Here is a 26922-nt window from a genome sequence, read left to right as displayed (position 1 = left end):
CGCGAACTGGGCGGCGGTACCGGACCACCCAACTCAGTTCGACAATGCCCTCTCAGCCGCAGCAGCCGCCCGGGCACCCTCCGCAGCCACCGGCGACCTCGGGCTCCGGCACCGCCTCGGCCGCCCGGTTGCCGAGCACCCCGGCGGCGAAGACCAGTGAGAACGCCCCGACGACACCGCCGACAGCCAGTACCAGCCCGGTCGTACCGCTACCGGCGAGCGCCATCGCGGCGGCGCTGATCAGCGCGACGAGTCCGCCGGCGACGGTGGCGGGAGCCGCCACGCGGTTGCCGACATCGAAGGCCTCGTCACTGCGCAGCGTGGCGGGAGTGCGCACTCCGGCGTAGCGGTTGCGCGGCAGTTTGCCCTGGAAGGACAGCCACGCGACAGCGATCAGCGCGACCCCGCCGATGGCGAGGACACCACTTACCAAGAACTGCAGCACCACGGTCACAAAGCCAGGATACGAGGTCGTGTGGGGTGGGCGGTCGGCACCATGGGTCCGAACCGCCAACGCAGAGAAGCCCACGCGACCTCAAGTAAGCCTCCATCTGGGCGCTACCTTTCGGTCACCTTGCTCAGGTGTGCTGGAGGTCATGAACAGACGATGGGTGGCCGCCGGGTGCGCGGCCGTGATGACGACCCTGCTGCCCGCGTCCCCGGCGTTCGCGGACCAGGACCGAGTGCGACTGCTGGGTGCGACGACCGTGCCGCACGCGTGGGAGTTCGAGGGCACCACCGTCGGTGGTCTGTCCGGGATCGACCGTGATCCGCGGACCGGTGAGTTCGTGCTGATCAGCGACGACCGCTCGCAGCAGCAGCCGTCACGGTTCTACTCGGCTCGACTGAACCCTGAAACAGGTGCGCCCGAGCTGACCGGAACGCGTCCGTTCCTGCGTCCCGACGGCCGTCCGTACCCACCGCCGGAGGTTGGCGACGGCACCACCGTCGACCCGGAGGAGATCCGCTTCGACCCGCGCTCCCACGAGCTGTGGTGGACCAGCGAAGGCGCTCGTGCGGAGCAGGTGATCGACCCGGCGGTGCGGATCGCCGCACCCGACGGCTCGTTCCGGTCCGAGCTCGACCTGCCCGAGAACCTGCGGATGGCCGAAGGCACCGGTCCGCGTCACAACGAGGCGTTGGAAGCCCTGACCTTCGCCGCAGGCGGGGAACTCGTTATGCACGCCACCGAGGGGCCACTGATGCAGGACGGCGAGTCCCCGACCGTCGACCACGGAGCACTCGGTCGGGTCACCGCACAGGACCGGTCCGGTTCCGTCGTCGCCCAGCACGCCTACCCGATGGATCCCGTGTTCGCCGAGTCGCCGAGCGGCGGCTTCTCCAACAACGGTGTGGTCTCGATCCTCGCGGCCGACGAGCACGACCCGTACCGCTACCTGGTCATGGAACGCTCGTTCGTCACCGGCGTCGGCAACTCGGTCCGGATCTACGAGGTCGATGCTCGCGGCGCCACCGACGTCCGTGACCTGGACTCCCTCAAGGGAGACGACGTCACCCCGGTACGCAAGGAACTGCTGGTCGACCTCGGCGACCTCGATCTCGGCGAGCACGGCCCGGTGGACAACGTGGAGGGCATGACCTGGGGGCCCGAGCTGCCCGGCGGCGAGCGTTCGCTCGTGCTCGTCTCCGACGACAACTTCTCCGCCGAGCAGAAGACCCAGCTCATAGCCCTCGGAGTCCGCTGATCGCCGGTTGTCAAAGGGTGCGCGGGTTGATGTGCGTGGGTGGTTCCGTGGCGGAACCTCAGCGCCCTCCTCGCTGCGGGATCGATCTCTTGAGTAGCGACCTACGCAGCGATATCGCTGTCCTCGCGAGGAGGTCGCTGAGAACCCGCGGGTGGTCGGGCTGCGTAAGCGGTGGGAAAGACTGTTGACATGGTGTTCCTGCTGAGCTTGTTGCCGTCGTCGCTTCGAGGCTGACCGACGCCCTCCGGAAACGCGTTTCCGGCGCGCGCTACGCTGGGCACATGCGTACGGCGCGCCTGCTTACCGGGCCGCGCCGAGGCGTCCGCCGCTGATCCGCTCGGCGTGATCGCGGGCCTCTCGGCGTGGCGACCCCTCATGCCCCGGTCGGGCTGGGGGGTTTTCGCTGTTCGGGGGCGGTGACGCCGTTGCACGGAGCAGGGACGCCGCTGCAGGCGCCGGCACATCCCGGGTGAGGACAGCTCCCGGTGACGAGGTAGGGAAGGAACACGATGAGCGGCTCGGCAGGCACGCAGGAGGGCTCCACCTCCGCCGACGAGATGCCCCGGTACCGGTACACCGCACAGCTGGCCGGTGAGATCGAACAGCGCTGGCAACGGCGGTGGGAAGAGCTCGGGACGTTCCACACGCGCAACCCGTCCGGTCCGCTGGCCACCCGCGACGCGGTGCCGGAGGACAAGCTGTTCGTCCAGGACATGTTCCCGTACCCGTCGGGCTCCGGCCTGCACGTCGGACACCCGCTGGGCTACATCGGCACCGACGTCTACGCGCGGTTCCAGCGGATGAACGGCTACAACGTGCTGCACACGATGGGCTTCGACGCGTTCGGGCTGCCCGCCGAGCAGTACGCTGTGCAGACCGGCACCCACCCGCGCACCACCACCGAGAACAACATGGAGTTGTTCCTGGGCCAGATCCGCAGGCTGGGGCTGGGCCACGACGAGCGCAGGCGGATCGCCACCACCGACATCGAGTTCTACCGCTGGACACAGTGGATCTTCCTGCAGATCTTCCACTCCTGGTACGACACCGAGGCCGACGGCGGGCGCGGTCGAGCCCGCCCGATCCGGGAGTTGGAGGCGCAGTTCGCGCTGGGCGAGCGCGCGACCCCCGACGGACGCCCGTGGCAGGAGCTCTCGCGCACCGAGCAGCACCGGGTGCTGGACTCCTACCGCCTGGTGTACCTGTCCGAGGCCCCGGTGAATTGGTCACCCGGTCTGGGCACGGTCGTGGCGAACGAGGAAGTCACCGCCGACGGGCTGACCGAGCGCGGCAACTTCCCGGTGTTCCGCCGCAACCTCAAGCAGTGGATGATGCGGATCACCGCCTACGCCGACCGGCTCGTCGACGACCTGGACCGCCTGGAATGGCCGGAGAAGGTCAAGTCGATGCAGCGCAACTGGATCGGACGCTCGCAGGGTGCGCAGGTGCGGTTCGAGCTGGACGGCTCGGCCGGGGACATCGAGGTCTTCACCACCCGGCCGGACACCCTGTTCGGAGCCACCTACCTGGTGCTGGCACCGGAACACCCGCTGGTCGACGAGCTGACCGCGACCGGCTGGCCTGCGGGGACCGACGAGCTCTGGACCGAGGGCGCCGCCACGCCCGCCGAGGCGGTGGCCAGCTACCGTCGTGCGGCGGCGTCGAAGTCCGATGTGGACCGCCAGGAGAACAAGGACAAGACCGGTGTGTTCACCGGTGCCTGGGCGACGAACCCGGTCGACGGCAAGGTGCTGCCGGTGTTCATCGCCGACTACGTGCTGATGGGTTACGGGACCGGCGCGATCATGGCCGTCCCCGGTGAGGACCAGCGCGACTGGGATTTCGCGACGGTCTTCGGCCTGCCGGTGATCCGCACGGTTCAGCCTCCGGAGGGCTTCGACGGCGAGGCGTACTCCGGCGAAGGACCGCGGATCAACTCCTCGAACCCCGAGCGCGGCCTGAGCCTCGACGGTCTGGACCTGGACCAGGCCAAGAAGGTCGTCGTCTCCTGGCTGGAGGAACAGGGCGCCGGTACCGGTTCGGTGCAGTACAAGCTGCGCGACTGGCTCTTCGCCAGGCAGCGGTACTGGGGCGAGCCGTTTCCGATCGTCTACGACGAGGACGGCAACCCGCTGGGTCTGCCCGAGGACCAGCTGCCGGTGCAACTGCCCGACGTCGCGGACTACTCGCCCACCACCTACGACCCGGACGACGCGAACAGCTCGCCGCAGCCGCCGCTGGCGAAGGCGACCGAGTGGGCCGAGGTCGAGCTGGATCTGGGCGACGGGCTCACGCACTATCACCGGGACACCAACACGATGCCGCAGTGGGCGGGCTCGTGCTGGTACCAGCTGCGCTACATCGACCCGGACAACGACAGCCAGTTCGTGGACCCGGCCAACGAGCGGTACTGGATGGGTCCGCGCCCCGAGCTGCACGGCACGAACGACCCCGGCGGCCTCGACCTCTACGTCGGCGGGGTGGAGCACGCGGTGCTGCACCTGCTGTACTCCCGGTTCTGGCACAAGGTGCTCTACGACCTGGGACACCTGAGCTCGGAAGAGCCGTACCGGCGGCTGTACAACCAGGGCTACATCCAGGCGTTCGCCTACCTCGACCCGCGCGGCGTGTACGTGCCCGCCGAGGAGGTCGTCGAGGATGCCGGGCGTTACTTCCACAATGGACAGGAAGTGCGCCGCGAGTACGGGAAGATGGGCAAGAGCCTGAAGAACTCCGTCTCCCCTGACGAGATGTGCGACTCCTTCGGTGCCGACACGCTGCGCCTGTACGAGATGGCGATGGGGCCGCTGGACGCCTCCCGCCCGTGGGCGACGAAGGACGTCGTCGGCTCGCACCGGTTCCTGCAACGCCTGTGGCGCAACGTGATCGACGAGCACACGGGTGAGCTGCGGGTCAGCGACGCGGAACTCGACGTCGACACGCTGCGCGCCCTGCACAAGACGATCGCGGGTGTTCGCGAGGACTACCGGGAACTGCGGTTCAACACCGCAGTGGCGAAGCTGATCGAGCTGAACAACCGCCTCACGAAGGAGTTCGGTTCGGCTGCCGGCGTCCCCCGCGTCGCGGTGGAGCCGTTGGTGCTGATGGTCGCGCCGCTGACCCCGCACCTGGCGGAGGAACTGTGGTCCCGCCTCGGGTACGAGGACACGCTGGCGCACCACGCGTTCCCGCACGCCGACGAGCAGTACCTCGTCGAGGACACCGTCGAGTACCCGATTCAGCTCAACGGCAAGGTCCGCTCCCGCATCACCGTGCCGGCCTCCGCCGACGAGGACGCGGTCCAGCAAGCGGCGCTTGCTGACGAGAAGATCGCGGCGGCGCTGGAAGGCAAAGACCCGAGCAAGGTGATCGTCGTCCCCGGCCGCCTCGTCAACGTAGTCGGCTGATCCCTCATGAGGCGAACGGCACTTTCGCCCCACCACACGGGGTGAAAGTGCCGTTCGCACCGTCGGCGCCCGTTGTGTCTCGTGAGGCGAACGGCACGTTCGCCTCACGAGACGAGGCGCCTGTGCCGTTCGCGCAAGGTGAGTGTGTTCCGTTCTGACTGAACCCGCCGGGTGTGCGGGAGAACGAGGTGTCTCGTGCAAGTGACTCACTCCGACCTGCCGACGTTCGTTCTCGTACACGGGCAGGCGTGCAACTCGACCATCTGGGGCCCGGTGCAGCGTGAGCTGTCCTTACGTGGCCGGCGTTCACTCGCTCTGGACCTGCCCGGCAACGGTGCGAGCGGGCGACGTCCTACGTCGTACTACCAACAGCCCGCCGACCTCGCCGCGTTCGCCGCGGAACCGTCCGCTGTGGCGAACGTCGGCGTCGACGCCTGGGCCGAGCACGTACTCGACGAGGTCCGCACCGTCGCCGAGCACGGTCCCGTTGTCCTCGTCGGCACCAGTGCCGGCGGCGTGGCGATCACGGAGGTCGCCAATCGTGCCCCGGAACTCCTCGATCGTCTCGTCTACGTCTCGGCCTGGTGTCCTGTCGGCTCCTCGACCGTGGCCGAGTGCATGGCGTGGCCGGAACAGCAAGGCAATCTGTTCGACGCTGTCCCGTTTCCGCTGCTCAACGATCCCGCGCGGGACGGCTTCGCCCGGGTGAACCTGCGCTCGAACGATCCGGAATTCTTCTCCCGGATGAAGGCCGCGTCGATGCACGACGGGACCGACGAGCAGTTCCGTGCGGTGCTGAATCTGATGGAGCCGGACGCCAACCTGCTCGCCGCCACCGAGGAGTGTCGCGCCTGGCCTGAGACGTTCGGCACGGTCCCGCGTACGTACGTGCGGCTCGCCGAGGACCGTTCGATCACCCTGGCCAGCCAGGACCGGATGATCGCCGAAGCGGACGCGGCCATGCCGCAGAACCCGTTCGACGTGTGCACCGTGTTCTCGAGCCACGTCGGCTACTTTCATCGGCCGGCGGACCTGGTGGAGGTTCTCGTCGGCGTGTGAGCGCTCAGGAGTGCGCCAGCACACAGCAGAGCCCGGTCGCCTCCGGCTAGCCTCGGTGGTGTCACGTCGCCTGAGTACCGGAGGGCCGGATGGAGATCGCGACCACGCCGCAACGGTTCGACACCGCGGAGCTGGCCACGCTGCTGGCCGGACGGTGGGCCGACGTGCGGCAGCGAGTGCGCAAGTCGCTGGACGAGAATCCGCTGCCCCCGCCGGAGGACCCGGGCACCGAGGCGCAGCGCGAGCACGTGCTGGCGCAGATGCAGCAGCTCGCCACGCACGGTGTGGCGGGCCTGGGGTTCCCGGCATCGCACGGCGGTGAGGGCGACGTCGGCGGTTCGACCGTGTCGTTGGAGATGCTCGGCGGGAACCTCTCGCTGATGGTCAAGGCGGGTGTGCAGTGGGGCCTGTTCGGCGGGGCGGTCGTCGCGCTCGGTACCGAGCGCCACCACGACCGGTACCTCACCGACATCATGGACATGTCGCTGCCCGGCTGTTTTGCGATGACCGAGACCGGACACGGGTCCGACGTGCAGTCGTTGGGCACCACGGCGACCTACGACGCCGAAACGGGCGAGTTCGTCGTGCACACGCCGTTCGAGGCCGCCCGCAAGGAGTACATCGGCAACGCGGCGCGCGACGGCCGGATGGCGGTGGTGTTCGCGCAGCTGCACGTGGGCGGCGAGCAGCACGGGGTGCACGCGCTGATGGTCCCGATCCGCGACGAGCAGGGAGTCGCGATGCCCGGTGTGTCCATCGAGGACTCCGGACGCAAGGGCGGCCTCAACGGGGTGGACAACGGGCGTCTGTACTTCGACCACGTGCGGGTGCCGCGTGAGGCGCTGCTGAACAAGTTCGGCGACGTCGCCGAGGACGGCACGTACAGCAGCTCGATCCGGAGCAGGAACAAGCGCTTCTTCACGATGCTGGGCGCGCTGATCCGGGGTCGGATCTCGATCGCCGGCGTCTCGGGCGCGAGCACGAAGATCGCGTTGGAGGTGGCGCTGCGCTATGGCGAGGTCCGGCGTCAGTTCGAGAACCCCGGAACGCAGGCCGAGACGCCTGTCCTCGATTACCTGGCACACCAGCGAAAGCTGCTCCCCGCTCTCGCGAAGTCCTATGCGCTGCACTTCGCGCAGGAAGAGCTCGTCTCGTGCCTGCACGACCTCTCGACGGCGGAACAAGTCGACGAATGGCAGCAGCGTGAACTGGAATCCCGGGCCGCCGGGCTGAAAGCACTCTCGTCTTGGCACGCGTTGCACACCATTCAGACTTGCCGTGAGGCGTGCGGTGGAGCCGGGTACCTGGCGGAGAATCAGCTCACCGGCCTGCGCGACGACATCGACGTGTTCACCACGTTCGAGGGCGACAACACGGTGCTGCTGCAGCAGGTCGCCAAGGGTCTGCTGACGAACTACAAGGACGAGTTCGAGGAGCTCGGCACGCTGGGGATGGCGCGGTTCGTCGCCGACCAGTTCGTCGGCGCCGTGATCGAACGCACCGCGGCGCGCAAGATCCTGCAGCGGATCGCCGACGCCGCACCGGGCAGGGACGACGAGGACGTCCTGTTCGACAGGGGCTGGCAGCTGAACCTGTTCGACGATCGTGAACAGCACGTGCTCGAGGGCGTCGCGAAACGGTTGCGGCGGGCGACTTCTGACGGCGCCGATCCGTTCGAGGTGTTCAACAACGCGCAGGACCACGTGCTGCGGGCGGCGCGGGTGCACGTGGACCGGGTGGTCCTGGAGGCGTTCGTCGCGGCGGTCGAACGCTGCACCGACCCGGACCTCGCCGTGGTGCTCGGCCAGCTCTGCGACCTCTATGTCCTGTCCACAGTGGAAGAAGACAAGGCGTGGTTCCTTGAGCACGAACGAATCAGCGGCGGACGCGCGAAGGCCGTCACCGAGGCGGTGAACACGTTGTGTCGGCGGCTCCGGCCGCACGCCGTGTCCCTGGTGGAGGCGTTCGGCACGCCACGCCAGTGGATCACGGCGCCGATCGCGACCGGTGCGGAGGCCGCGCGACAGCAGGAGCAGCGCACGCACGAGCAGTGAGTCCGGTCAGGACGAGAAGGTGAGGTCACCGACGTCGGGCTCCTCGCCGTCGCCCCAGTCGAAGGTGTACCGAGTGTACTGGGCCACGCCGTCCTTCTCGGCCGGCTCGTCCAGCACGATGCGGACTCCCTCGCGGACCTCGGGGTCAGCACCGCCGCCGGTCACCCGGACCGTGCAGTTGCCGACGGCCTTCTCCGAGTCCCAGTGTGCCCATTCGATGTCGAACGCGAGCACCTCCGCGGGCCCGACGCCGGTGATGTGCGGCGGCAGGAACTCGTCCGGCTTCTGCACGAGCTGTACGGAGTTCCCGGTGTCGGCGTCGAAAGTGCGGACGAACATCGACTCGTCCATGAGCGCTCCGGAATCACCGGGTTGTAGGCCGGCCACTTCTTCCGGCGGGGCGGCTTTCGACTGTTCGGGTGTGACGGTCACGGTGGTCGGCGTGGGTGGGGGTGGCGCTGCGTCCACGCCGAATACCGAGTATCCGCTCAGGACGATTCCCGCCGCGGCCACGCCGGTCCCGGCGAGCATGACGATCCCGATGATGCGGCCGAATGTGCTCATCGTGCGCGTTCCCTTCGCGGTTCAGGCAGGGCCGGTGACGCACACTGGGACCCGGCGCAACGCCGCGTTGGTTCCCGGCCGCGCCGAATCCGAGTAGTTCTACTTGGATTGCCGCTCGCGGCGTGGGGCTCGCCTCGACCGCGCGAGAACTGACTCAGCCGAGGGGGCGTTTGTCCCGCAACGGGATTCAGGACAGTTCGATGTCGTGGACGAGGTCGGTCAGCAGTACCTCGAAAAGCACTTCGGCGTGGCGCACGTCGAACGGGAAGCGGCCGAAGACCTCCAGTGCGATGTGCCCGTAGATGCGGATCCACCACTGCAGCAGGGCGTAGACGTGTCCGGCTCGGATGTCTTCCGGTGCCAGGTCGAGGCCGTGTGCGACGCAGGCCTCGGCGAGCGCGGTTCGATGGTGTTCCACTGTGGACAGGAACTCGCCGGGAACGGGACGCGCCGGTGTCATGGCCGTGCCTTCCACGAGCAACGGGCCGGCCAGGGACAGGAACACGCCCGCGAACTCGTCCTGGCCCACGGTCGGTGACTGCGCGTCCGCGGACGGTGGGGTCGCGAACACCAGCGTGAACTCGCGCGGGTGCGCCACGGCCCAGGTGCGCAGCCCTCGGCAGGTCTCGGTGACGCGCTCGGCGAACGCGTCCGGGGCGACGTGCTGGACGCGGCGGGCGAGCTCGTGCGAGAGATCGGCGCAGATGTCGTCGCAGAGCTGGCGGAGCAGGTCCTCGCGGGAGTCGTAGTAGCGGTACAACGCGGGCGCGGTGATGCCCAGCGCGCGGGCGATCGCCCGGAGCGTGACGGCGTCGTGACCGTCCGTGCGCAGCAGGATGCGCGCGCGCCTGCGGATCTCGAGGTCGGTCGTCACGCCGGCTTGTCCGCGCTGGGTGAGCTTCGTCATCCGTTGCTCCTGGACAGGGTGGTTTCCCGGGAGAGTGCGTGGTGACAGTCGAGCGTGCACCCGAGTCGTCGCGACTACGGTAAATGGTCGAGGTCCGGCAACCACAGGGTGGACGACCGGCACGCTCCCGGCTCCGGCGGATCAAGGGCCACAGTGGACCTTCCGCGGTGCCGTACGAGAAACGTGGCTCGGAAAGGAGTTTCGGCGACATGGCCGACGACAGGACTCCGCACGACGGCGACACCGAGGTCGTCGTCCACACGCGGCCGGGATGTCCGTTCTGCACCTCGCTGCGCGGCGGCCTTCGACGCCACGGCGTGGACTTCCGTGAGGTCGACATCTGGCAGGAGCCCGAGGCGGCAGCGCTCGTGCGGTCGATCGCCGACGGGAACGAGACGGTGCCGACCGTCGTCGTCGGCCCGTGGACGGCGGTGAACCCCGGCGCGGCGGAGGTCGTCGCGGCGGCCGAGGAGTACGCGCCCGGGCGGCTCCCGGAGCGGAAACCGGGGCTGGTGCGGGGGCTGCTCGACGCGGCGGGCTTCCGGACGTCGGAAACACGAGACGGGACCGGGTTCCGGGGCGAGGGGTGAAGATCCGGTGCCGACCGCACGGGGGGCGTTGCGGCCGGCACCGGGCTGCTGCCGATCGTCGACGGCGCGAGTGTCGACGAGCAACAACTCGGACAGTGTGGACTCACGACCCGCCGTCGTGGGCAGTTCTTGACCGGAAATACGCTCGAAAGGGTGGAAAGGCGGTAGTGGCGCAACCAATCCGGGTGATCATCTCTTGTGGATCAAGCTGCTCTGTGCTCTGCACAGACTCATGTTTGTCCCACCATGCAGGATGATGTCGGGTTGGAGATCACTGTCGGCTCACATGCGGGATTCGAGCGGGTTCCTGCGCTCGGCGATCCGCTTTGCGTGGTGGGTCCCCCCGACGAGCAGGATCAGACCGGCCCCGAGGAACGCCCCGACCCGCGCGAACCCGTCCAGTGCCGCGAGGTCGAAGAGCAGCAGTTTCGCCAGGCTCGCGGCGATGAACGCGAACCCGGCGACGCGCAACGCACCGTGCCGGATCCCTTGCGAGAGCAGCACGAACGCCGCCACCACCCACGACACCGTGACCAGAGCCTGACCGACGAGAAAGCCCGTCGGTGACGGTGCCGCCCACAGCACGGCGGCCAGCACCGTTCCCGAGGCGCCGTAGAGCAGCGGTAGTGCAGGCACGACCAGCGTGAGCAGCCGGTGCTCGACCCGTGGATGGCCGTCGGTTCCCAGCGGCTCGGACCCCGGGGCGCCGAGAACACGGAGTCGGACCGCGGCCCACGGGAGCAACGCCGAGACCGCGGTCACGGCGGCGAAGGTCAGGAGTCCGATCGCCGTCGGGCCCGGTCGCGGCACGCCGTCCACGACGAACGGTTCCGCCGGGAAAGTCACGAGGAGTCGCGGCGGGACGTCGGCGGCCACGGCACTGATCGCGCCCGTGGCCGCGTACAGGGACGCCGTCAACAGCATTCCCTTACCGCGCAACCGGACGGCGAGCATCACGAGCACCACGGCCTCACCGAGCAGGGCGAGCGACCGGGCGGAACCGTCCAGTGTGCTGACCGAAGCCTGGAACACCGCCACCGCGGCCGTCGCGCCCGCGACCGCGCCCCACCGTGCGGGAAAATGCCGGCGGAAAGCCCACACCGCCACGTGCACCCCGGCGAGACCGAGCAACACCCCCAGTGCCGCCGCACGATCCAGCATCGGCGCCACGAGCAACACCGGGGTTCCGGACAATGCCAGCAAACCGAGCGTCACCGGGTCCTTCGGCCTCCGCCGTGCCGTCACGATCGCGAGCCCCAGGCCGGTGATCGTGACGGTGACGGCTGCGGCGACGGCCGGCCACGGTGTGCTCGCGACGACGGCGGCGTGCGCGTCGGCGAAAAGCGCCGCCGCGATCGCGGGAAGTGCCGCGGCGGCCGTGAGCCGTGGCCAACCGCGCCGCAACTGCACCGGCGCGGCCGCGACCTTGAGTACCACGAGGAAACCCGCCAGCAATGCGGGAGCGGCTGCGACCGACACCGGTGCCGAGAAGACCAGCAACGGCGCGCACCCGGCGCATCCGAGCACCACGCCGACCGCGAGCGTCTGCGACGTCCAGCGGTCCGCGAGCCACAACCCACCGCCCGCGATCGCGAGTGCGGCACACCAGCCGACGAGCAGCGGCAGTTGCGCGTACAGCACCGTGGCGGCGAGTACGTCGAGATACAGCGTCGCGATTCCCGTCGCGGCGAGCGCGAACGCGCCCGCACGCCCGGTTTCGCCCGAACGACGCACCCTGCCCGCGCACGCGAGCAGAGCCACGCCGAGTCCCGCGCCGCCGATCACGCGCCCGAGCGGCCCGATCCACCCCTGCTGCACCGCCATCACGAGCAACAGCACGACACCGAGCAGCGTGACCGCCGCACCGGCCCACGCGGGCAGCCTGCTCATCACGTCGTCCCGCCGTAGGCGAGACATCGGGGTGCGCCGTGTCCGTTCCTGGGTCTGCTGGTTCCTCGGCGGGATCCCCGGGCTGTTCCCGGCGGCTACCGGCATCGGCCCCGAAGACGGGGAATCCCCGGCCGCCGAAGCGACCGGGGTTCCTGGTGTGCTCGCGATCGTGGCTGCCGTCTCCGGCGGGGCGAAGCTGGTGTCGACCGGCTCGCCCCGGTGCATCCCCGGTCCGGTCGGGGGAGGTGGGCTCGGTCTGTCCTCGTCCGTCCGCGGCGGGTCTTCCTCGGTGGGGCGCAGTTCCTCGCTCACCCGGTCGACCTCCGCACCGAGTTCGGCGACCATCGACGCCAGCCGGTCGAACGGGTCGAGGTCGTGACGTGTGGTGCGGGCAGCGCTCGCCGGAGTGTCGGCGGTGTCTCGCGTCGTCATGGCATCCAGAGTGCGGATTCCGGAGCGGCACCGGATCCGTACGGCTACTCACGCACTACTCAACGCGCTACCTGAGTGCGGTCGAACGATGACGGCGCCTTCGCCTCGGGTGGTGGGCCGAGAATGCCGTCGCGCCAACGAAGGTGCCTCCTCCGGGCAGTGTCTCGGTCCCCGACGACGTAAGGTGCCCGGCATGGCGAGCTTCAGTGGGGTGGGGGTCAGCCCCGGCCGAGCATCCGGTCCGGTCGCGCGGGTCGCCGAGCCGCTGCCGGAACCTCCGGCCACACCGGCCCCGGAGGACCGCGCCGCCGAGTCCGCCCGCATCCGCCCGGCCGCCGAAGCCGTCGCCGACCGGCTCTTCGGGCGCGCCGCACAGGTCGAAGGGGACGCGAAGGCGGTGCTGGAGACCACGGCGGCGATGGCCATCGACCCCGCACTGCTCTCGCAGGCCGAGGCGTACGTGACCGACGACGGACTCCCCGCCCCGCGCGCCGTGCACGAGGCGGCCCGGGGTTTCGCCGACGCCCTCGTGAACGCGGGCGGCTACATGGCGGAGCGCGCGCGGGACGTGCACGACGTGCGGGACCGTCTCGTCGCCGAACTGCTCGGCGTGGACAGTCCGGGTGTCCCCGACATCGACGCGCCGAGCGTGCTGCTCGCGAAGGACCTCGCCCCAGCCGACACAGCCGACCTCGATCCGAGCCGGGTGCTCGCGCTGGTCACCGAGGAGGGCGGGCCGACCAGCCACACCGCGATCCTCGCCCGGTCGCTCGGCATTCCCGCGGCGGTCGCCGTCCGGGGCATCCGGGCCGCCGCGGCCGTCTCGGTGGACGTCGACGGAGACACCGGCACGGTCGAGACTTTCGACCACGAGATCGCCACCCACGTCGCGGACCCGGCCGCGACCACCGAGTTCTCCGGTACGGGCGCCACCGCCGACGGCCATCCGGTGTCGGTCCTGGCCAACGTCGGCTCGGCCACCGACGCACAGGCTGCCGCCGGAGTCTCGGCCCAGGGCGTGGGACTGTTCCGCACCGAGTTCTGCTACCTCGCCGCGTCCGACGAACCCGACGTCGCCGGTCAGCGCCGGGCCTATGGTGAGGTGCTCGCTCCGTTCGCCGGAAAGCCGGTCGTCGTCCGCACCCTCGACGCGGGGGCGGACAAACCGCTGCCGTTCCTGGAATCAGGCGACGAACCGAACCCGGCACTCGGAGTGCGCGGGCTGCGGATCGCCTTCGACCGTCCCGACGTACTCGATCGGCAGCTGGAGGCAGTGGCGGCAGCCGCGGCGGACTCCGGCGCCGAGGTGTCGGTGATGGCGCCGATGGTCGCGACGGCGGAAGAGACCGCGTGGTTCGTCGACCGCGCCCGCGCGGCGGGGATCGACCGAGCCGGTGTGATGATCGAGGTCCCGGCGGCCGCGATCGCGGCGCGGGGAATCCTGGAGGCGGCCGATTTCGTCAGCATCGGCACCAACGACCTCGCCCAGTACGTGTTCGCCGCCGACCGGATGCTCGGGGCACTGGCCACGTTGAACGATCCGTGGCAGCCCGCGCTGTTGCGGCTCATCGCCGGGATCGGTGCGGCTGGAGCCGACACCGGCAAGCCGGTCGGCGTGTGCGGCGAGGCGGCATCCGATCCGCTGCTGGCCGGAGTACTCGTGGGTCTCGGAGTGAGCAGCCTGTCCATGGCCGCGGCCGTGGTGCCCACCGTCGGCGCCGCGCTGGCCGACCACTCCCGCGACGCCTATCGGGCCGCGGCGGACGCAGCGATCAACGCCACCGACGCGCACACGGCGCGCGAAGCCGCCCGCAATGCGTTGAGCGGGAGTGCGGGGTGATCTGCGTTGGTGTCCCGTGGCGGAACCTCAGCGCCCTCCTCGCTGCGGGATCGGTTTCTCGAGTAGCCGCCTACGCAGCGAAACCGCTGTCCTCGCGACGCTGAGAACCCGCGGGTAGTCGGGCTGCGTAGGCCGGCAGAAAACCGGCGGTGCAGTAGGACCGGCCGCAGCTCTGCCCGCGCAGCCGCATCGAAGAAGTCACTCCTCCTCGGTTGCCCGTTCCTGATCCAGTCCGTGTTCGATGGCGTAGCGGGCCAGTTCGACCCGGTTGTGCAGTTGCAGCTTGCGCAGCGTGGACTGCACGTGGTTCTCGACGGTGCGATGCGAGATGACGAGTTTCGTCGCGATCTGACGGGCCGTCATGCCCTTCGCGACCTGGCGCAGCACTTCCGTCTCCCGGTCGGTGAGCTGCGGAGTCTGGTCACCCGAGTCCGGCGCGACCGCCATCCGCCGGTACTCCCCGAGCACGAGGCCCGCCAATCCCGCCGTGAACACGGCGTCTCCTGCGGCGGTGCGGCTGACGGCGTCGACGAGCTCGTCGACGGACGCCGACTTCACCAGGTAGCCGGACGCACCGGCCTTGACCGCTTCGAGGACGTCACTGTGCTCGCCGCTCGCGGAGAGCACCAGCACCCGCGTGCCCGGCACCTCCTGAGTGATCTGCAGCGACGCCTCCACTCCCGAGGTGTCCCCGAGATTGAGGTCCATGAGCACCACGTCCGGCCGCACCGCCCGCGCGATCCGCAGCGAGGACGTCGCGTCGGACGCGGTGGCACGAACGTCGAAGCCGTGCTCGGTGAGGTCTCGGGACACGCCGTCCCGCCACATCGGGTGATCGTCGACCACCATCACGGAAACCTCGGCTCCCGCGTTCGTCCCGGAGCCCTCGGGTCCGGTCATGACGCCACTCCCTTCCGGCGCTTCGTTCTCGACGTTTCCGTGCGCGGCACCCGCACCTCCCACTCGGTTCCCTCGCCGGGTGCGGTGTCCAACGAGATCGTCCCACCCAGACCGTGCACCCGGCCCCGGATCGACTGCGCCACCCCCATCCGGCCCTCGGACTCGGCGGTGCCGAGACGTCCGTCGGGGATGCCCGGACCGTTGTCCCGGACGCTGACCACGACCTCGTCACCGAGATCCTCCAGGAGCACCCAGGCGCCCGCGTCCGGTCCCGCGTGTCGCTCGACGTTCTCCAACGCCTCCCGGACCAGCGCAGTCAGCTCGCGGGAGACCACGGCGGGAACCCACACCTGGGTCGCCGGGACCGACACCTGAGCCTGCCCGCTGTTGAGCACCTGCAGCGCACCGGCGAGATCGGCGCTGCCGTCGTCGGGCGACTCGGCGGGTGAGGCCGCGACCAGCGCCCGCAGAGCGACCTCCTGTTCCCCGGCGAGCCGCGCGAGTTCGGCCGCTTCCCCGCCGAGTTCGGTGCCGCGCCTGCGCACCCTGGCGAGCACCTGCAGGACGCTGTCGTGGATGGACCGGGCGAGCCGTTCGCGCTCCGCCGTCGACGCCTCCGCCCGCAACGCCCGCGTCAGGCGTTCGGTGGAGCGCCGCGCGGTGTCCGAGGCGAGGCCGATGAGCAGGCCGGGCCCGACCATCAGCAGTGCGTCCATCGTGATGTTCGGGTCGATGTAGCCGCGTGCGAGGGTGTGGCCCGCGGCGGCCACGACGCCGGAGATCCCGCCGCCGAGCATGCCCCACTGCGCCGCGGCCGCCGTGATCATCGAGCTGTGCCACAGCGTCGTCAGCGTGGGCAGCCCCCCGAGCATCTGCTCGTCGGTGAGGGTGAACTCGCTCGTCGCGAACACCACGGTCACCACGACCTGGTCCAGGAGAACGAGCCGGTTGGTGCGTCCCGAGCGGTGCCGGTAGCGCCAGATCGTGTACGGCGTCCACACGGTCATCGTCACGATCGCGATCCAGCCCAGCCACGGCCGCTGGTAGTCGTCCACCAAGACGGCGAACCAGATGATCGCGTAGCACAACGTCACGACGCGGAAGATGTTGTGGGCACGCCAGAGGTGCGTCCGGCCGTCCGGCACTCGCCGCAGCGGGGGTGCGGCCTCCTGCTCACTCGACACGGCAGCTCCTTTCCGGCGACAATCCTGCCTGAGCCCGCCCCGCGGAAGGGATGGTTCGGGCGAAGTAGAGGGCGTGCGCAGTGATGTGCGTTGGCGGTTCGGCAGCGGGATCGTCTACAACGAGTAGCCACCGGCACCACGTCGACGCGGCCCTCGCAGGCCACGAGGCGAGAACCCGCCGGTGGCCGGCCTGCGTAGACGGGTGGGCGTGCTCTTGTCAGGCCGGTGTCGGCGTTCACGACCAGTGGTGTGATGGTCGCGGCAGGTGTGCGGTTCCCCCGGCGCGTGCCCGATGTGCCAGGCTCGCCGGTGACACGGGGAGGACGAACGATGCGGGCATGGCCGGTCTGGTCGCTGCGAGGGCCCGCGCTCGCCTACGTCCTGATCGTGCAGGCGGTCGCGGTCGGGCTCTCGATCCACGTGGTGCTGACCACGCCGAAGCCCGACCCGGTGGAACTGCTGCACTTCGGCCTGCTGGCACTGGTGGCGGGCGTGGTCATCGTCGCCACCTCGGTGTCGATCTCGGTACGGCACGAGGTCCGGCGCAACCCGTGGACGATCCACATCGCCTACCTCGCAGCCGGGGTGCTCACGCTGCCGGTGAACCTGCTCGTGCTGTTGCTGCTCGGTCCGGCTCTGCACGGCATCCTCGACGGGCGACCGCAGCTGCATCGCTGGATGTTCACGACCTCGGCCACCGCGCTGGCGACGTTCGCGGCACGCGTGACCGTCGGCTGGGACGAACCGGTGTGGACGCCGCTGTCGTTCGTCGTCGGGGGCACGGTGCTGATTCTGGTGCGGGCATCGCTCGTGGCGGTCGGGATCCGCCTGCGCCGTCCGTCCGCCGGTCGTCACGAGGTCCTCGGCGACCCGATCGACGTACTGCTCGCCATCGTCGCCGCCACCCTCGGCGGGCTGATCGCCGTCGCGCTGCTCGCCGAGCCGATCAGTGCGCTGCTCGCGGCGCCCCCGTTGGCTCTGCTCGACCTCGCCAGTCAGCTCCCGCAGTGGCGCCGGTCCGCGCAGCGGGACGCCAAGACAGGACTGGCGAACGTGCTGCACTGGGAACGGGTGGCGAGCACCGAGCTCACCCGTGCCCGGATCCGCGGCCGTCCGGGCGCGGTGCTGCTGGTGGACCTCGACCACTTCAAACGGGTGAACGACGAGCACGGGCACCTCGCGGGCGACGCGGTGCTCAGTTCGGTGGCGATCATGCTCACCAGCAGTGTCCGGCGCGAGGACGTGGTCGGGCGTTTCGGCGGGGAGGAGTTCGTGGTGCTGCTGCCGCGCACCGATCCGGACGAGGCGTACGCGGTGGCACAGCGGGTGCGGTGGGCGATCTCGACCCTGTCGGTGCAGGCGCAGGACCTCAGCGGTACGCCCCGGGAACTCAACGACCTCACCGCGAGTATCGGTGTCGCCGCCACCGCCAAGCACGGTTACGAACTCCCGGACCTGTTGGGAGCGGCGGACGCGGCCCTGATGTCGGCGAAGGCCGACGGCCGCAACCTCGTCAACCTGGCCTGAGTGAGGTCGCGCGTATTGATGTGCGTGGGTGGTGGGGTGGCGGAACCTCACCTCGCGGCCGGCCGCGGGATCGTCGGCATCGAGTAGCCACCTACGCCACGTCGACGCTGTCCTCGCCGGCCACGAGGTGAGAACCCGCCGGTGGCCGGCCTGCGTACGCGGCGGAGGAACCCTCGGCGCGATGTGGGTGAACACAGGCCGCGTCGCGGTCACGCTCTCGGGTCGTCGCCCCGCTCCGCCGCCTGCTCCGTCGGTTCCCGGTCCTCGCTGGATTCCGCAGTGTCCACCTGCTCGGACTCCTGTTGCTCGTGGTGAGGTGTCGCGTCCGAGGGGGCGAGCGGATCGGCCTCGTCGGGGTCGTCTTCGACCAGCGATCGCACCGCCGAATTCAGCACCGCGATCAGCGGTACGGACAGCAGTGCGCCGACGATCCCGTAGACGACGACACCCGCACTGATCGCCAGCACGACGGCGAGTGCGTGCAGCTGGACGGCACGCCCCAGCAGCAGCGGCTGCAGCACGTTGCCCTCCAACTGCTGCACGAGGAGCACGATGCCGAGCACCACCAGCGCGACGATCCAGCCCTGCGTCACCAGAGCCACGAGGATCGCCACCGAACCGGAGGCGACGGCACCGATGATCGGCACGAAGGCACCGAGGAACACCAGCGCGGCCAGCGGTACCGCCAGCGGAACCCCCAGCAACCCGAGCCCGAGCCCGATGCCGAGCGCGTCCACCACGGCTACCAGCACGGTCGCTCGCACGTACCCGACCAGTGAGGCGAACCCTCGAGTGCCCGCCCGGTCGATCGCCGGACGCGACTGCCGCGGCACCACCCGGATGACGAAGGACCAGATCCCCCGCCCGTCGTGCAGGAAGAACACGAGTGTGAACAGCATCAGCACGATGCCGGTGAGGAACTGGCCGAACGTCGACGCCGTCGACAACGCACCCGAGGTCAGCTGCGCCTGGTTGTCCTGCAGCCACTGCTGCGCCTGCTCGATGTAGCCGTCGATCTGCTCGCCGCTCAGCGCCAACGGCCCGTTGATGAGGGCGTCGCGGATCTGACCGAGGCTGGCCACGACCTGCCGCTGCAACTGCGGGAAGCCCTGGATGAACGCGTTGATGACGAAGCTGAGGACTCCGCCCACGCCTGCGAGACCGCCGACGAGCACCACCGCCGTCGCCAGCGCACGCGGCACGCCCCAGCGCGACAGTGCCAGCACGGCCGGTGCCAGCAGTGCCGCCAGCAGCAGCGCGACCGCGACGGGAATCACGACCACGGACAATGTCCGCATCATCGTGCCCAGCACGTACAGCGCGCCGAGCACGATCAGCACACGCCAGCTCACGGCGGCAGACACGCGGAGCACGCGGGGCACCGACAGTGCCGCGTCCTCCCGGTCGGTGATCCTGGAGTCACTCACGCGCCAACAGTATCCCCGCACCCCGTGTGCGCGTGTTTCGAACGCGGCGGTCGTGATCAATTCCATTCCGGCCACCGGCCTCACCCGATATAGCGATCTTGGCGCCGGAGTGCTGCGCCGGGGGGCGCTGGTTTGGAACAGTGCCGTCGAGCGACGCCGACACGGTTCGGTACGGAACCGACGGGGGTGGCGTCCGCGCGGGGTGCCCCGGATCAGCTACTCGACGCCAGGAGGCGTGAAGTCCCGATGTCCCAGCCCGATCGGCGAACGGGAAGTGGCCGCATGCGGCGGCTGCTCGCCCGCGTCGCGGTCGTGGCCGGCGCTACGGTCGCCGGAACGTCCGCGGCGTGCCTGATCGGCTGCGGACTGTCGATGGCCGACGAGAACGCAGGCGGAGTGCTCGGCCCCGTCCAGGACCGGGTCGTGGAGGTCGCGGGCACGGTGGAACCGGTGCTCGGCCAGGCCGACGAGGGCATCCCGGCCGTCGTCGACGAGGTGCCCGCCGTCGTCGACGAGGTGCCCGCCGTCGTCGAGGACGTGACGCCGCCCGCGGTCGAGCTGCCGAGCGCGCCGCTGCCGGACGTGGAGCCGGTGCTCGACGTGCCGCTACCGGAGACCCTGCCCGAGCCGGACGTGCCCGCTCCCGAGCGTCCTGATACTGCCCCGGCCGAGCCGGCTCCTGCCGACACCTCGCAGAGGGGACCGGAGGTACCCGGACAGGCGGCCCCGGCACCTCCGGCTGTCTCGTCGGTCGTCGTGCCCACTCCGATGACGACCGTCGCCGACGCCCCTGCGGACCGTGCTGTGCTTGCCGCGCCCGGGCCGTCGATCGAGGACGACGCCGATCCCGCTCCACCGCTGCCGCCACTACTCGGGACGGCACCCGCGCCGCCGGCGACCGGTTCGGTCGGGGACTGGCCGGGCACTCCCTCCGCCGACCGCACGTCCGGCCTCCGCACCGCGCCCGCGCCCGACGCGGGTACGACGACCGCGCTGCGCACTGCTGCTCAGCACGTTCCGGGCGCTCCACGCCCGCAGCCGGGTACCACTCCCGACTGAGTTCCCCGCCGGTGCGTGTCCCCACACCGTCCCGTCCCCGTCGGGGCCGACCGCACCGGAGCCCGAAGCGCCGCGGCTGTCCCACGCCGGGCGCCGACCCGTCCCCCGGACGGTCCTCTACCAGGACAGTCCCTCCACCAGGGAAATATCGAAGGAGTTCCCATGCAGACATGGGCTCGGCGTGGTGTGCACGCCGCGCTGGTCACCGGCGGAATGCTCGCCGTCGGCTCGGGCGTCGCCTCGGCCGCCGACCACCACGACACCGACATGCTCCCCTGGGGTGCCGCCGACGACGGCTCCCCTCGCAGCAGCGGTACCTGGTTCTCGGGCGAACTGTTCCCCGAGCGGTTCGACGACGCCCCCACCGGCCGTCACCATCTGATCACCCCCGACCAGCGCCGGATGCCTGCCGCGCAGGAGGCGCTCACCCACGAGATCCCGGCGATCACCGACCACCAGTGGTTCACGCCGGACCCTTCCGCGCCGCGAGTTCCTGCCGCTGTACATCCGCTGGAGCTCGCGGGGTGGGTCGCGGAGATCCCGCAGGAGGACCGTGCCGGCATCTCGCCCGGCGATGAGCTCGGCTCCCCCGCGGAAGGATTCCACCGCTCGATGGGGTGGGCCGGCCCGCTCGGCGACGTCGTCGCCGAGCCGCCTGCGGCCGATCCGTCCGAGACGACCGAGATCCCGGTCGTGCGGCCCGCGGGCACTCCGCTGGTCGTGCCGGACACGGAGCTCGACCGGATCGCAGCGCTGCCCGCTCCCGCAGGAGCCGGTGAACCGGCGGCGGCACTGCTCACCACGAACACCGAAGACCTCACCGACGGGCGGCTCGACGGTCTACTCGCCGAGCTGCACACGGTGCCGAACGCGCTGCTCACCTCGGCGTTGACGACCGAACCGGTCGGGGCCGTGCCGCAGAACTCCGAGTTCGTGCCGCTACACGTGCCCGGTGAGCACCAGGAACAGGCCACCGACGTGCCGACCCTGACACGCGCGCTGGTCACCCAGGAACGGCCGGGCGTCGAGGCGCCTGTGCCCGGGCTCGGCGACCTGCACGCGCTGGACGGTGGTGCGACCACGCTGCCCTCGCCGGATCGAATCTCCGAGGCGCTCGAGGGCAACCGGTTGCCGTTGCCACGTGCGGCCGAGACCGAGCCGCCGGCCGTCCCGCACGTACCCGGGTTCTCCCGCACCCCGGAGTTCGCGGACGTGCACTACGTGGTTCTCGACGAACTCCGCGCCGCCGCAGACGAGCGCGAGCTCGTCACCCAGAACCCGTTCCGCACCGCACCCGCACCGCGCGCCTCCGCGCCCATGGCGCTGCCGGTGCTCGACGGGCTGCCCGACCTCACGGTCGCGCAGGGCGAGACAGTGCCGACGCCGGGTCTCGACGCGTCCCCCTCCCGCGTCGTCGACGAGACCCGTCCGCTCCCCCGCGTGACGGTCTGACCGGCGTTCCCGATAGAGAGCCGGCCCAGGAGCACGCTCCTGGGCCGGCTTCGTCGTGCGGAGGGGCAGCTTCTCAGGCTGAGCACGCGAGACCGTGCCCTACGGGCACAACTGCCAGTTCCCAGATGCCGTCAGAGGCGGGGTTGGTCGACCGCGGCCGGGTCGGGTTCGACGTGCTGGTCCGTGCGTCGCGCGTCCCACCACTGGTAAGCGGCGTAGAGCAGCAGCGCCAGGCCCAGGTACACGTAGGCGTTCCCGACGAACTGGGTGAACACGTTCCACGTCAGTTCCCGGCCCTTGCCCTGCGGCACCTTGAAGTGCGGCGCGAGGGTGAACAGCGCCGCAGCCAACGCTCCGGCCAGCGCCGTGGCCCAGTTCCGTGCGACGACCGCGCCTCCGAGCAGCAGGATCAGCGCCGGGACGGCCCACACCCAGTGGTGGAACCACGAGACCGGGGAGATGAGCAGCCCGGCCACGGCGTTGAGCGTCAGTGCCAGCGCCGGGTCGCTCTTGCGCAGTGCTTGGACCATCCCGGCGACGGCCAAAGCGAGCACCAGCAGCGCCGCGAGCACCCACACCACCGTGAGCAGCTGGTCCGGGACGGTCCACTTGCTCAGCATCGAGCGGATCGACTGGTTACCCGCATACGTGGAGGCGTCCCCGGTGAGCTTGCCGAAGGAGACGTTGCTGGTGGCCAGCATCTGCTTGAACCAGAACTGTCCGGCGTTCTCGAAGGCGAGCGCCACTCCGAGCACGATGGTGGCCGCGAACGTCCCGAGCGCCACCGCGATCGACCGGCCGTCCCGGCGCAGCAGCAGGAACAGCAGGAAGACCAGCGGTGTCAGTTTCAGCCCGGCCGCGATCCCGATGAGCATGCCGCGCGGGTACGGCAGCTTCTTCGGTCCGCGGATCCGCCACAGACAGTCCACGGCGACCAGCGCCATGAGCACGACGTTGATCTGCGCGTAGGTGATCGTCTCCAGCACCGGCTCGGTCACCGTCGCCAACGGCAGGATCGCGGCGGTGACAAGGACGATCTTGTCCCGGTGCGCGATCATGAACGTCGACGCACTCAGGACCACGTACAGCGTCGCCAGCAGCGCGAGATGCGTGGTGAGCGAGATGATGACGGTGCTGGCGACCTTGGGAACCAACGCCAGCGGGCTGAACACGATGGCCGCGAACGGCGGGTAGATGAACGGCAGCGCCATGCCGGACTCGGTCGGCGGCAGGTTCTGGTAGATGTCCTTGCCGTCGAGCCACGCTCGTGCGCCGAGCCGGTACACCTCGCCGTCGATGTGGTCGTGCGGGTTGATCGCCGACACCGTGATCAGCGCGACGATTTCGCACACCGCGATCACGGCGATCAGCTGTCGCTGCTGGTAGAGACGTTCGCGCAGCGTGATTTCGGCTGGATTCCGTCCAGTCACGGTCACGACTCACCATCCAGGGGCGACCGGGCACAGATGGGTAGGCTGCAGGCCCACCTCGGGCAATTTCGAGCGAACGATCCGGTGTGTGGACGCGGGCAGCCTATCCAGGGTAGAGGGTCCGAATGTCGATCTTTCCAGTGCCTGGCCGAAATCTCCGAGTCCGCGTGCGTGATCCGGAGTGGCGCATCGTGCGACGCCGCAACGTCCACCGGGTCTGTCACCCTCGGTTACATCGTTGCCGAAAGAACCACCGTTACGGGTGTTAGTGGTCCTCTTGATTCGACTCTACCCGGCGGGGAGGCTCATTTCGGCTGCTCCGTTCGGTGGGAGGGCAGAAGCAGATGAGTCTTCTCGACACGAGTGTGCCGGCCCAGCTCGCCCCGGTATGGGACGAGATCATCGGTGGAATGACCGTGGGTGTCCTGCTCGCCGATGACCACGGCCAGGTGCTCGCGACCAACGACGTCGCCGCAGAACTCATGCACTTGAGCAGGTCCGACCTCCTTACCGGCACCCGTCCGGAGGGATGGTCGGTGCGCGACGACACCGGCGCCGCGATGCCCGACTGGTCCGATCTCGCAGGCCAGGTCCGCCGAGCGGGCGCTCCGCTGTCCACACCGCTGGTCATCGAACGCACCGGGCAACCCGTCACCCGCATCTGGGTCGACTACCACCCGGTCCGGGCTCAAGGTCGCGATCGGGTGCTCATGCTGCTGCAGCCGGTTCACCACAGCGTGTCCCACAGTCGTGGCCTTCTCGATCCGCTCACCGGGCTTCCCGGCCGGGCACTGCTGCTCGACAGGCTCGACCAGTCCCTCGTGCGCGCCCGCACCCGCGGCGCCCTGACCACCCTGGTCCTCATCGACATCCGGCACCTCGCCCAGTTCAACGTGCAGCACGGCTTCGACGGCGGTGACGAACTGCTCGGTGTCCTGTCCGGGCGCCTCCGGCAGGGACTCAGCGACGACTACACGGTCGCCCGCTACGGCGGGGACGAGTTCGCCGTCGTGGCCGACCACCCCAGCGGGACCGGGGAGGACATCGCCGAGCAGGCCAGGGAGGTCGTCGGGTGGCCGATGCGGATCGGACGCAGGCGGGTTCGCCCGCAGCTGCGAGTGTCCTGGGTCACCACCGACGGCTTCGCCAGTGTTCACTCGGTGCTGGCCACCGCCGAACAGCAGCTCTCCCACTGAAAACATCTTTCAGAGGGTGGTGCTCGGTGAGTCGGGTAGCGGAACCTCTCCCGCCCTCCTCGCTGCGGGGTCGCTTTCTCGAGTAGCCACCTACGCAGCGAAATCGCTGTCCTCGCGAGGAGGACGCTGAGAACCCGCCGGTGGTCAGGCCGCGTCCGTGGCGGGAAAATCGTCGACGCACCGTGCCTGACCACAGCCCTCGACCCACGCCACCCCAACCCCTGAGGCGAACGGCACTTTCGCCTCGTCTGGTGAGGCGAGAGTGCCGTTCGCCTCGGGTGAGTGTGTGGGGCGAGAGTGCCGTTCGCCTCGGGTGAGTGTGTGGGGCGAGAGTGCCGTTCGCCTCGGGTGAGTGTGTGGGGCGAGAGTGCCGTTCGCCTCGGGTCACTCGTTGCTGCGGTCGGCGATGAAGTCCTCGACGGCCTGGTAGGCGTCCGAGTCGGCGTACTGCTCCGGCGGCGACTTCATGAAGTACGAGGAGGCCGACAGGATCGGGCCGCCCACACCCCGGTCCTTCGCGATTTTCGCGGCCCGCACCGCGTCGATGATGATTCCGGCCGAGTTCGGCGAGTCCCACACTTCGAGCTTGTACTCCAGGTTCAACGGCACGTCGCCGAAGGCGCGGCCCTCCAGCCGGATGTAGGCCCACTTCCGGTCGTCGAGCCACGGCACGTGGTCCGACGGTCCGATGTGCACGTTGCGTTTACCCAGATCGCGCTGCACCTGCGAGGTCACCGACCGGGTCTTGGAGGTCTTCTTCGACTCCAGCCGATCCAGTTCCTTCATGTTCAGGAAGTCCATGTTCCCGCCGACGTTGAGCTGCATCGTGCGGTCGACGTGCACCCCGCGGTCCTCGAAGAGCTTCGTCAGGACCCGGTGCGTGATGGTCGCCCCGATCTGCGACTTGATGTCGTCGCCGACGATCGGCACCCCCGCCTCGGTGAACTTGCGTGCCCACTCCGGGTCGGAGGCGATGAACACCGGCAGCGCGTTGACGAACGCCACACCCGCGTCGATCGCTGCCTGCGCGTAGTACTTGTCGGCGTCCTCCGAACCGACCGGAAGGTACGACACCAGCACGTCGACGTCGGCGTCCCGCAGCGCCTGAACGACGTCGACCGGCTGCTCCTCCGACTCCTCGATCATGTCCCGGTAGAACATGCCGAGACCGTCGAGTGTGTGCCCGCGCTGCACGGTCACTCCCAGCGGCGGCACGTCGGTGATCTTGACGGTGTTGTTCTCGCTGGCCACGATCGCTTCGGACAGGTCGCGTCCGACCTTCTTGGCGTCCACGTCGAACGCGGCGGCGAACTGCACGTCGCGGACGTGGTAGTCACCGAACGTGACATGCATGAGACCCGGCACACGGGAGTCGGGTTCGGTGTCGGCGTAGTAGTGCACGCCCTGCACCAGGGACGCGGCACAGTTCCCGATGCCGACGATCGCCACCCGAATCGGCCGGCTGGGGATGCTCCCACGATCTCCGCCCATGACCGGGCCCTCCTTTTTCGTCATGTGTCCTCTACGTCCTTGCGGTCGTGTGTGTCGCCCGAACCGTGCTCGCCGGCTCGTTCGTGCTCGATGAGGTCGTTGAGCCAGCAGACCTCGCGCTCGGTGTGGTCGAACCCGAGCCGGTGCAGTGCGACCGTGTAGCGATCCCCCTGCGGTTGAGCCCCCGTCAGCAACGCCCGGAGGCCCTCGCGGCGTTCCTCGACCCGGCGGCGGCGAGCCTCCAGTTTCCGCATCCGGACGTCGGCCGGGGTGCGGGAGAAGAAGGCCACGTGCACCCCGAACGAGTCGTCCTCGCAGGCATGCGGCCCGCAGTCGCCGACCAGTTCGGCGAACCGTCGCTCGCCGTCGGGAGTGAGCCGGTAGACGCGACGGGCGCGTCGCCCCCAGTTGCCGGACGGGTCGCGGTGATCCTCCTCGATGTACCCGGCCCGCTGCATCCGCCGCAGCGTCGGGTACAACGTGCCGCACGACAGGGCCCGGAACGCCCCGAGCGTGTCGTTGACCCGTTTGCGGAGTTCGTAGCCGTGCATCGGTGCCTCGTGCAGGAAGCCGAGCAGGGCGAGTTCGAGCACGGGCACCTCCTTCACTCCGGCCGGTGCGTCCCTCGCGGACGCGACGGCGAATACTGATCTCGCACACGGCGTTGCACGATCGTGCTGCGTACAGGTCTGTATCGACAGCTGTCCCAGCCGGTCATTATATCGTCCCGATATATCGTCTGCCGAATCCTGATCCGCTGACTGTGTTCGTCGTGACACCACGGCCGGGCGCTGCCCTGAACGGCCC

Annotated in this window: 20 protein-coding genes; 10 read left to right on the top strand and 10 right to left on the bottom strand. The window is 69.7% G+C overall.

The features are described 5' to 3' along the window. Positions 1–52: 52 nt before the first annotated feature. Positions 53–454, bottom strand: a complete 402-nt coding sequence (locus GIY23_RS22420; protein ID WP_154078456.1) for an SdpI family protein — start codon at positions 452–454, stop codon at positions 53–55. Positions 455–596: 142 nt separating this feature from the next. On the opposite strand from GIY23_RS22420, the gene GIY23_RS22415 reads away from it, so the two are divergent. From GIY23_RS22415 to GIY23_RS22400, 4 genes are all read left to right on the top strand, one after another. Beyond that, positions 597–1706, top strand: a complete 1110-nt coding sequence (locus GIY23_RS22415; RefSeq protein WP_154078455.1) for an esterase-like activity of phytase family protein — start codon at positions 597–599, stop codon at positions 1704–1706. Between the two features lie 509 nt (positions 1707–2215). After that, positions 2216–5113, top strand: coding sequence for a leucine--tRNA ligase (gene leuS / locus GIY23_RS22410; protein WP_154078454.1), 2898 nt, complete (start codon positions 2216–2218; stop codon positions 5111–5113). A gap of 195 nt (positions 5114–5308) precedes the next feature. Continuing rightward, positions 5309–6172, top strand: coding sequence for an alpha/beta fold hydrolase (locus GIY23_RS22405; RefSeq protein WP_228717454.1), 864 nt, complete (start codon positions 5309–5311; stop codon positions 6170–6172). An 89-nt stretch (positions 6173–6261) separates the two neighbouring features. After that, positions 6262–8226, top strand: a complete 1965-nt coding sequence (locus GIY23_RS22400) for an acyl-CoA dehydrogenase family protein (protein ID WP_154078453.1) — start codon at positions 6262–6264, stop codon at positions 8224–8226. A gap of 6 nt (positions 8227–8232) precedes the next feature. Here the strand turns inward: GIY23_RS22400 and GIY23_RS22395 are convergent, their stop codons facing one another. Together GIY23_RS22395 and GIY23_RS22390 are read right to left on the bottom strand one after the other, a co-directional pair. Then, positions 8233–8790, bottom strand: coding sequence for a hypothetical protein (locus GIY23_RS22395; RefSeq protein WP_154078452.1), 558 nt, complete (start codon positions 8788–8790; stop codon positions 8233–8235). 187 nt (positions 8791–8977) lie between these two features. After that, a complete protein-coding gene (locus tag GIY23_RS22390; RefSeq protein WP_154078451.1) occupies positions 8978–9697 on the bottom strand; it encodes a TetR/AcrR family transcriptional regulator in 720 nt (239 codons plus the stop codon). A 209-nt stretch (positions 9698–9906) separates the two neighbouring features. Here GIY23_RS22390 and GIY23_RS22385 point away from each other — a divergent pair, with 209 nt between their 5' ends. Continuing rightward, positions 9907–10287, top strand: coding sequence for a glutaredoxin family protein (locus GIY23_RS22385; protein ID WP_154078450.1), 381 nt, complete (start codon positions 9907–9909; stop codon positions 10285–10287). A gap of 282 nt (positions 10288–10569) precedes the next feature. On the opposite strand, the gene GIY23_RS22380 is transcribed toward GIY23_RS22385, so the two are convergent. Next, the gene (locus tag GIY23_RS22380) at positions 10570–12609 is read right to left on the bottom strand and encodes a DUF2339 domain-containing protein (RefSeq protein WP_154078449.1); all 2040 of its coding nucleotides are present in this window, start codon (positions 12607–12609) and stop codon (positions 10570–10572) included. 193 nt (positions 12610–12802) lie between these two features. Here GIY23_RS22380 and GIY23_RS22375 point away from each other — a divergent pair, with 193 nt between their 5' ends. Further along, entirely contained in the window at positions 12803–14449 is a 1647-nt protein-coding gene (locus GIY23_RS22375; RefSeq protein ID WP_154078448.1) for a phosphoenolpyruvate--protein phosphotransferase, read from the top strand. Positions 14450–14647: 198 nt separating this feature from the next. Here the strand turns inward: GIY23_RS22375 and GIY23_RS22370 are convergent, their stop codons facing one another. Further along, positions 14648–15349 carry a response regulator gene (locus GIY23_RS22370; RefSeq protein ID WP_154078447.1) on the bottom strand — a complete coding sequence of 234 codons (702 nt, stop codon included), beginning with the start codon at positions 15347–15349 and terminating at the stop codon, positions 14648–14650. After that, positions 15346–16533 carry a MacS family sensor histidine kinase gene (gene macS / locus GIY23_RS22365; protein ID WP_228717453.1) on the bottom strand — a complete coding sequence of 396 codons (1188 nt, stop codon included), beginning with the start codon at positions 16531–16533 and terminating at the stop codon, positions 15346–15348. Before macS ends, GIY23_RS22370 begins: the two co-directional genes overlap by 4 nt. A gap of 330 nt (positions 16534–16863) precedes the next feature. Here macS and GIY23_RS22360 point away from each other — a divergent pair, with 330 nt between their 5' ends. Then, positions 16864–18060, top strand: coding sequence for a GGDEF domain-containing protein (locus tag GIY23_RS22360; protein ID WP_154078446.1), 1197 nt, complete (start codon positions 16864–16866; stop codon positions 18058–18060). A 209-nt stretch (positions 18061–18269) separates the two neighbouring features. Here GIY23_RS22360 and GIY23_RS22355 read toward each other — a convergent pair whose 3' ends face one another. Next, positions 18270–19487, bottom strand: coding sequence for an AI-2E family transporter (locus GIY23_RS22355; protein ID WP_154078445.1), 1218 nt, complete (start codon positions 19485–19487; stop codon positions 18270–18272). 246 nt (positions 19488–19733) lie between these two features. Between GIY23_RS22355 and GIY23_RS22350 the strand changes: the two genes are divergently transcribed. Together GIY23_RS22350 and GIY23_RS22345 are read left to right on the top strand one after the other, a co-directional pair. After that, positions 19734–20546, top strand: coding sequence for a hypothetical protein (locus GIY23_RS22350; protein WP_154078444.1), 813 nt, complete (start codon positions 19734–19736; stop codon positions 20544–20546). Between the two features lie 162 nt (positions 20547–20708). Next, positions 20709–21998, top strand: coding sequence for a hypothetical protein (locus GIY23_RS22345; protein WP_154078443.1), 1290 nt, complete (start codon positions 20709–20711; stop codon positions 21996–21998). A 131-nt stretch (positions 21999–22129) separates the two neighbouring features. Here GIY23_RS22345 and GIY23_RS22340 read toward each other — a convergent pair whose 3' ends face one another. Further along, on the bottom strand, positions 22130–23434 hold the full coding sequence (locus tag GIY23_RS22340) for a glycosyltransferase 87 family protein (RefSeq protein ID WP_228717452.1): 1305 nt from the start codon (positions 23432–23434) through the stop codon (positions 22130–22132). Between the two features lie 338 nt (positions 23435–23772). Here GIY23_RS22340 and GIY23_RS22335 point away from each other — a divergent pair, with 338 nt between their 5' ends. Beyond that, a complete protein-coding gene (locus GIY23_RS22335) occupies positions 23773–24624 on the top strand; it encodes a GGDEF domain-containing protein (protein WP_154078442.1) in 852 nt (283 codons plus the stop codon). Between the two features lie 384 nt (positions 24625–25008). Here GIY23_RS22335 and GIY23_RS22330 read toward each other — a convergent pair whose 3' ends face one another. Beyond that, on the bottom strand, positions 25009–26115 hold the full coding sequence (locus tag GIY23_RS22330) for an inositol-3-phosphate synthase (protein ID WP_154078441.1): 1107 nt from the start codon (positions 26113–26115) through the stop codon (positions 25009–25011). 20 nt (positions 26116–26135) lie between these two features. After that, a complete protein-coding gene (locus GIY23_RS22325) occupies positions 26136–26708 on the bottom strand; it encodes a PadR family transcriptional regulator (RefSeq protein ID WP_154078440.1) in 573 nt (190 codons plus the stop codon). Positions 26709–26922 lie beyond the last annotated feature (214 nt).

The sequence above is a fragment of the Allosaccharopolyspora coralli genome, assembly GCF_009664835.1.
Lineage (GTDB): Bacteria > Actinomycetota > Actinomycetes > Mycobacteriales > Pseudonocardiaceae > Allosaccharopolyspora > Allosaccharopolyspora coralli.
The sequence above is the reverse complement of the archived record's forward strand: the minus strand, read 5'-3'. Positions and strand labels throughout refer to the sequence as shown.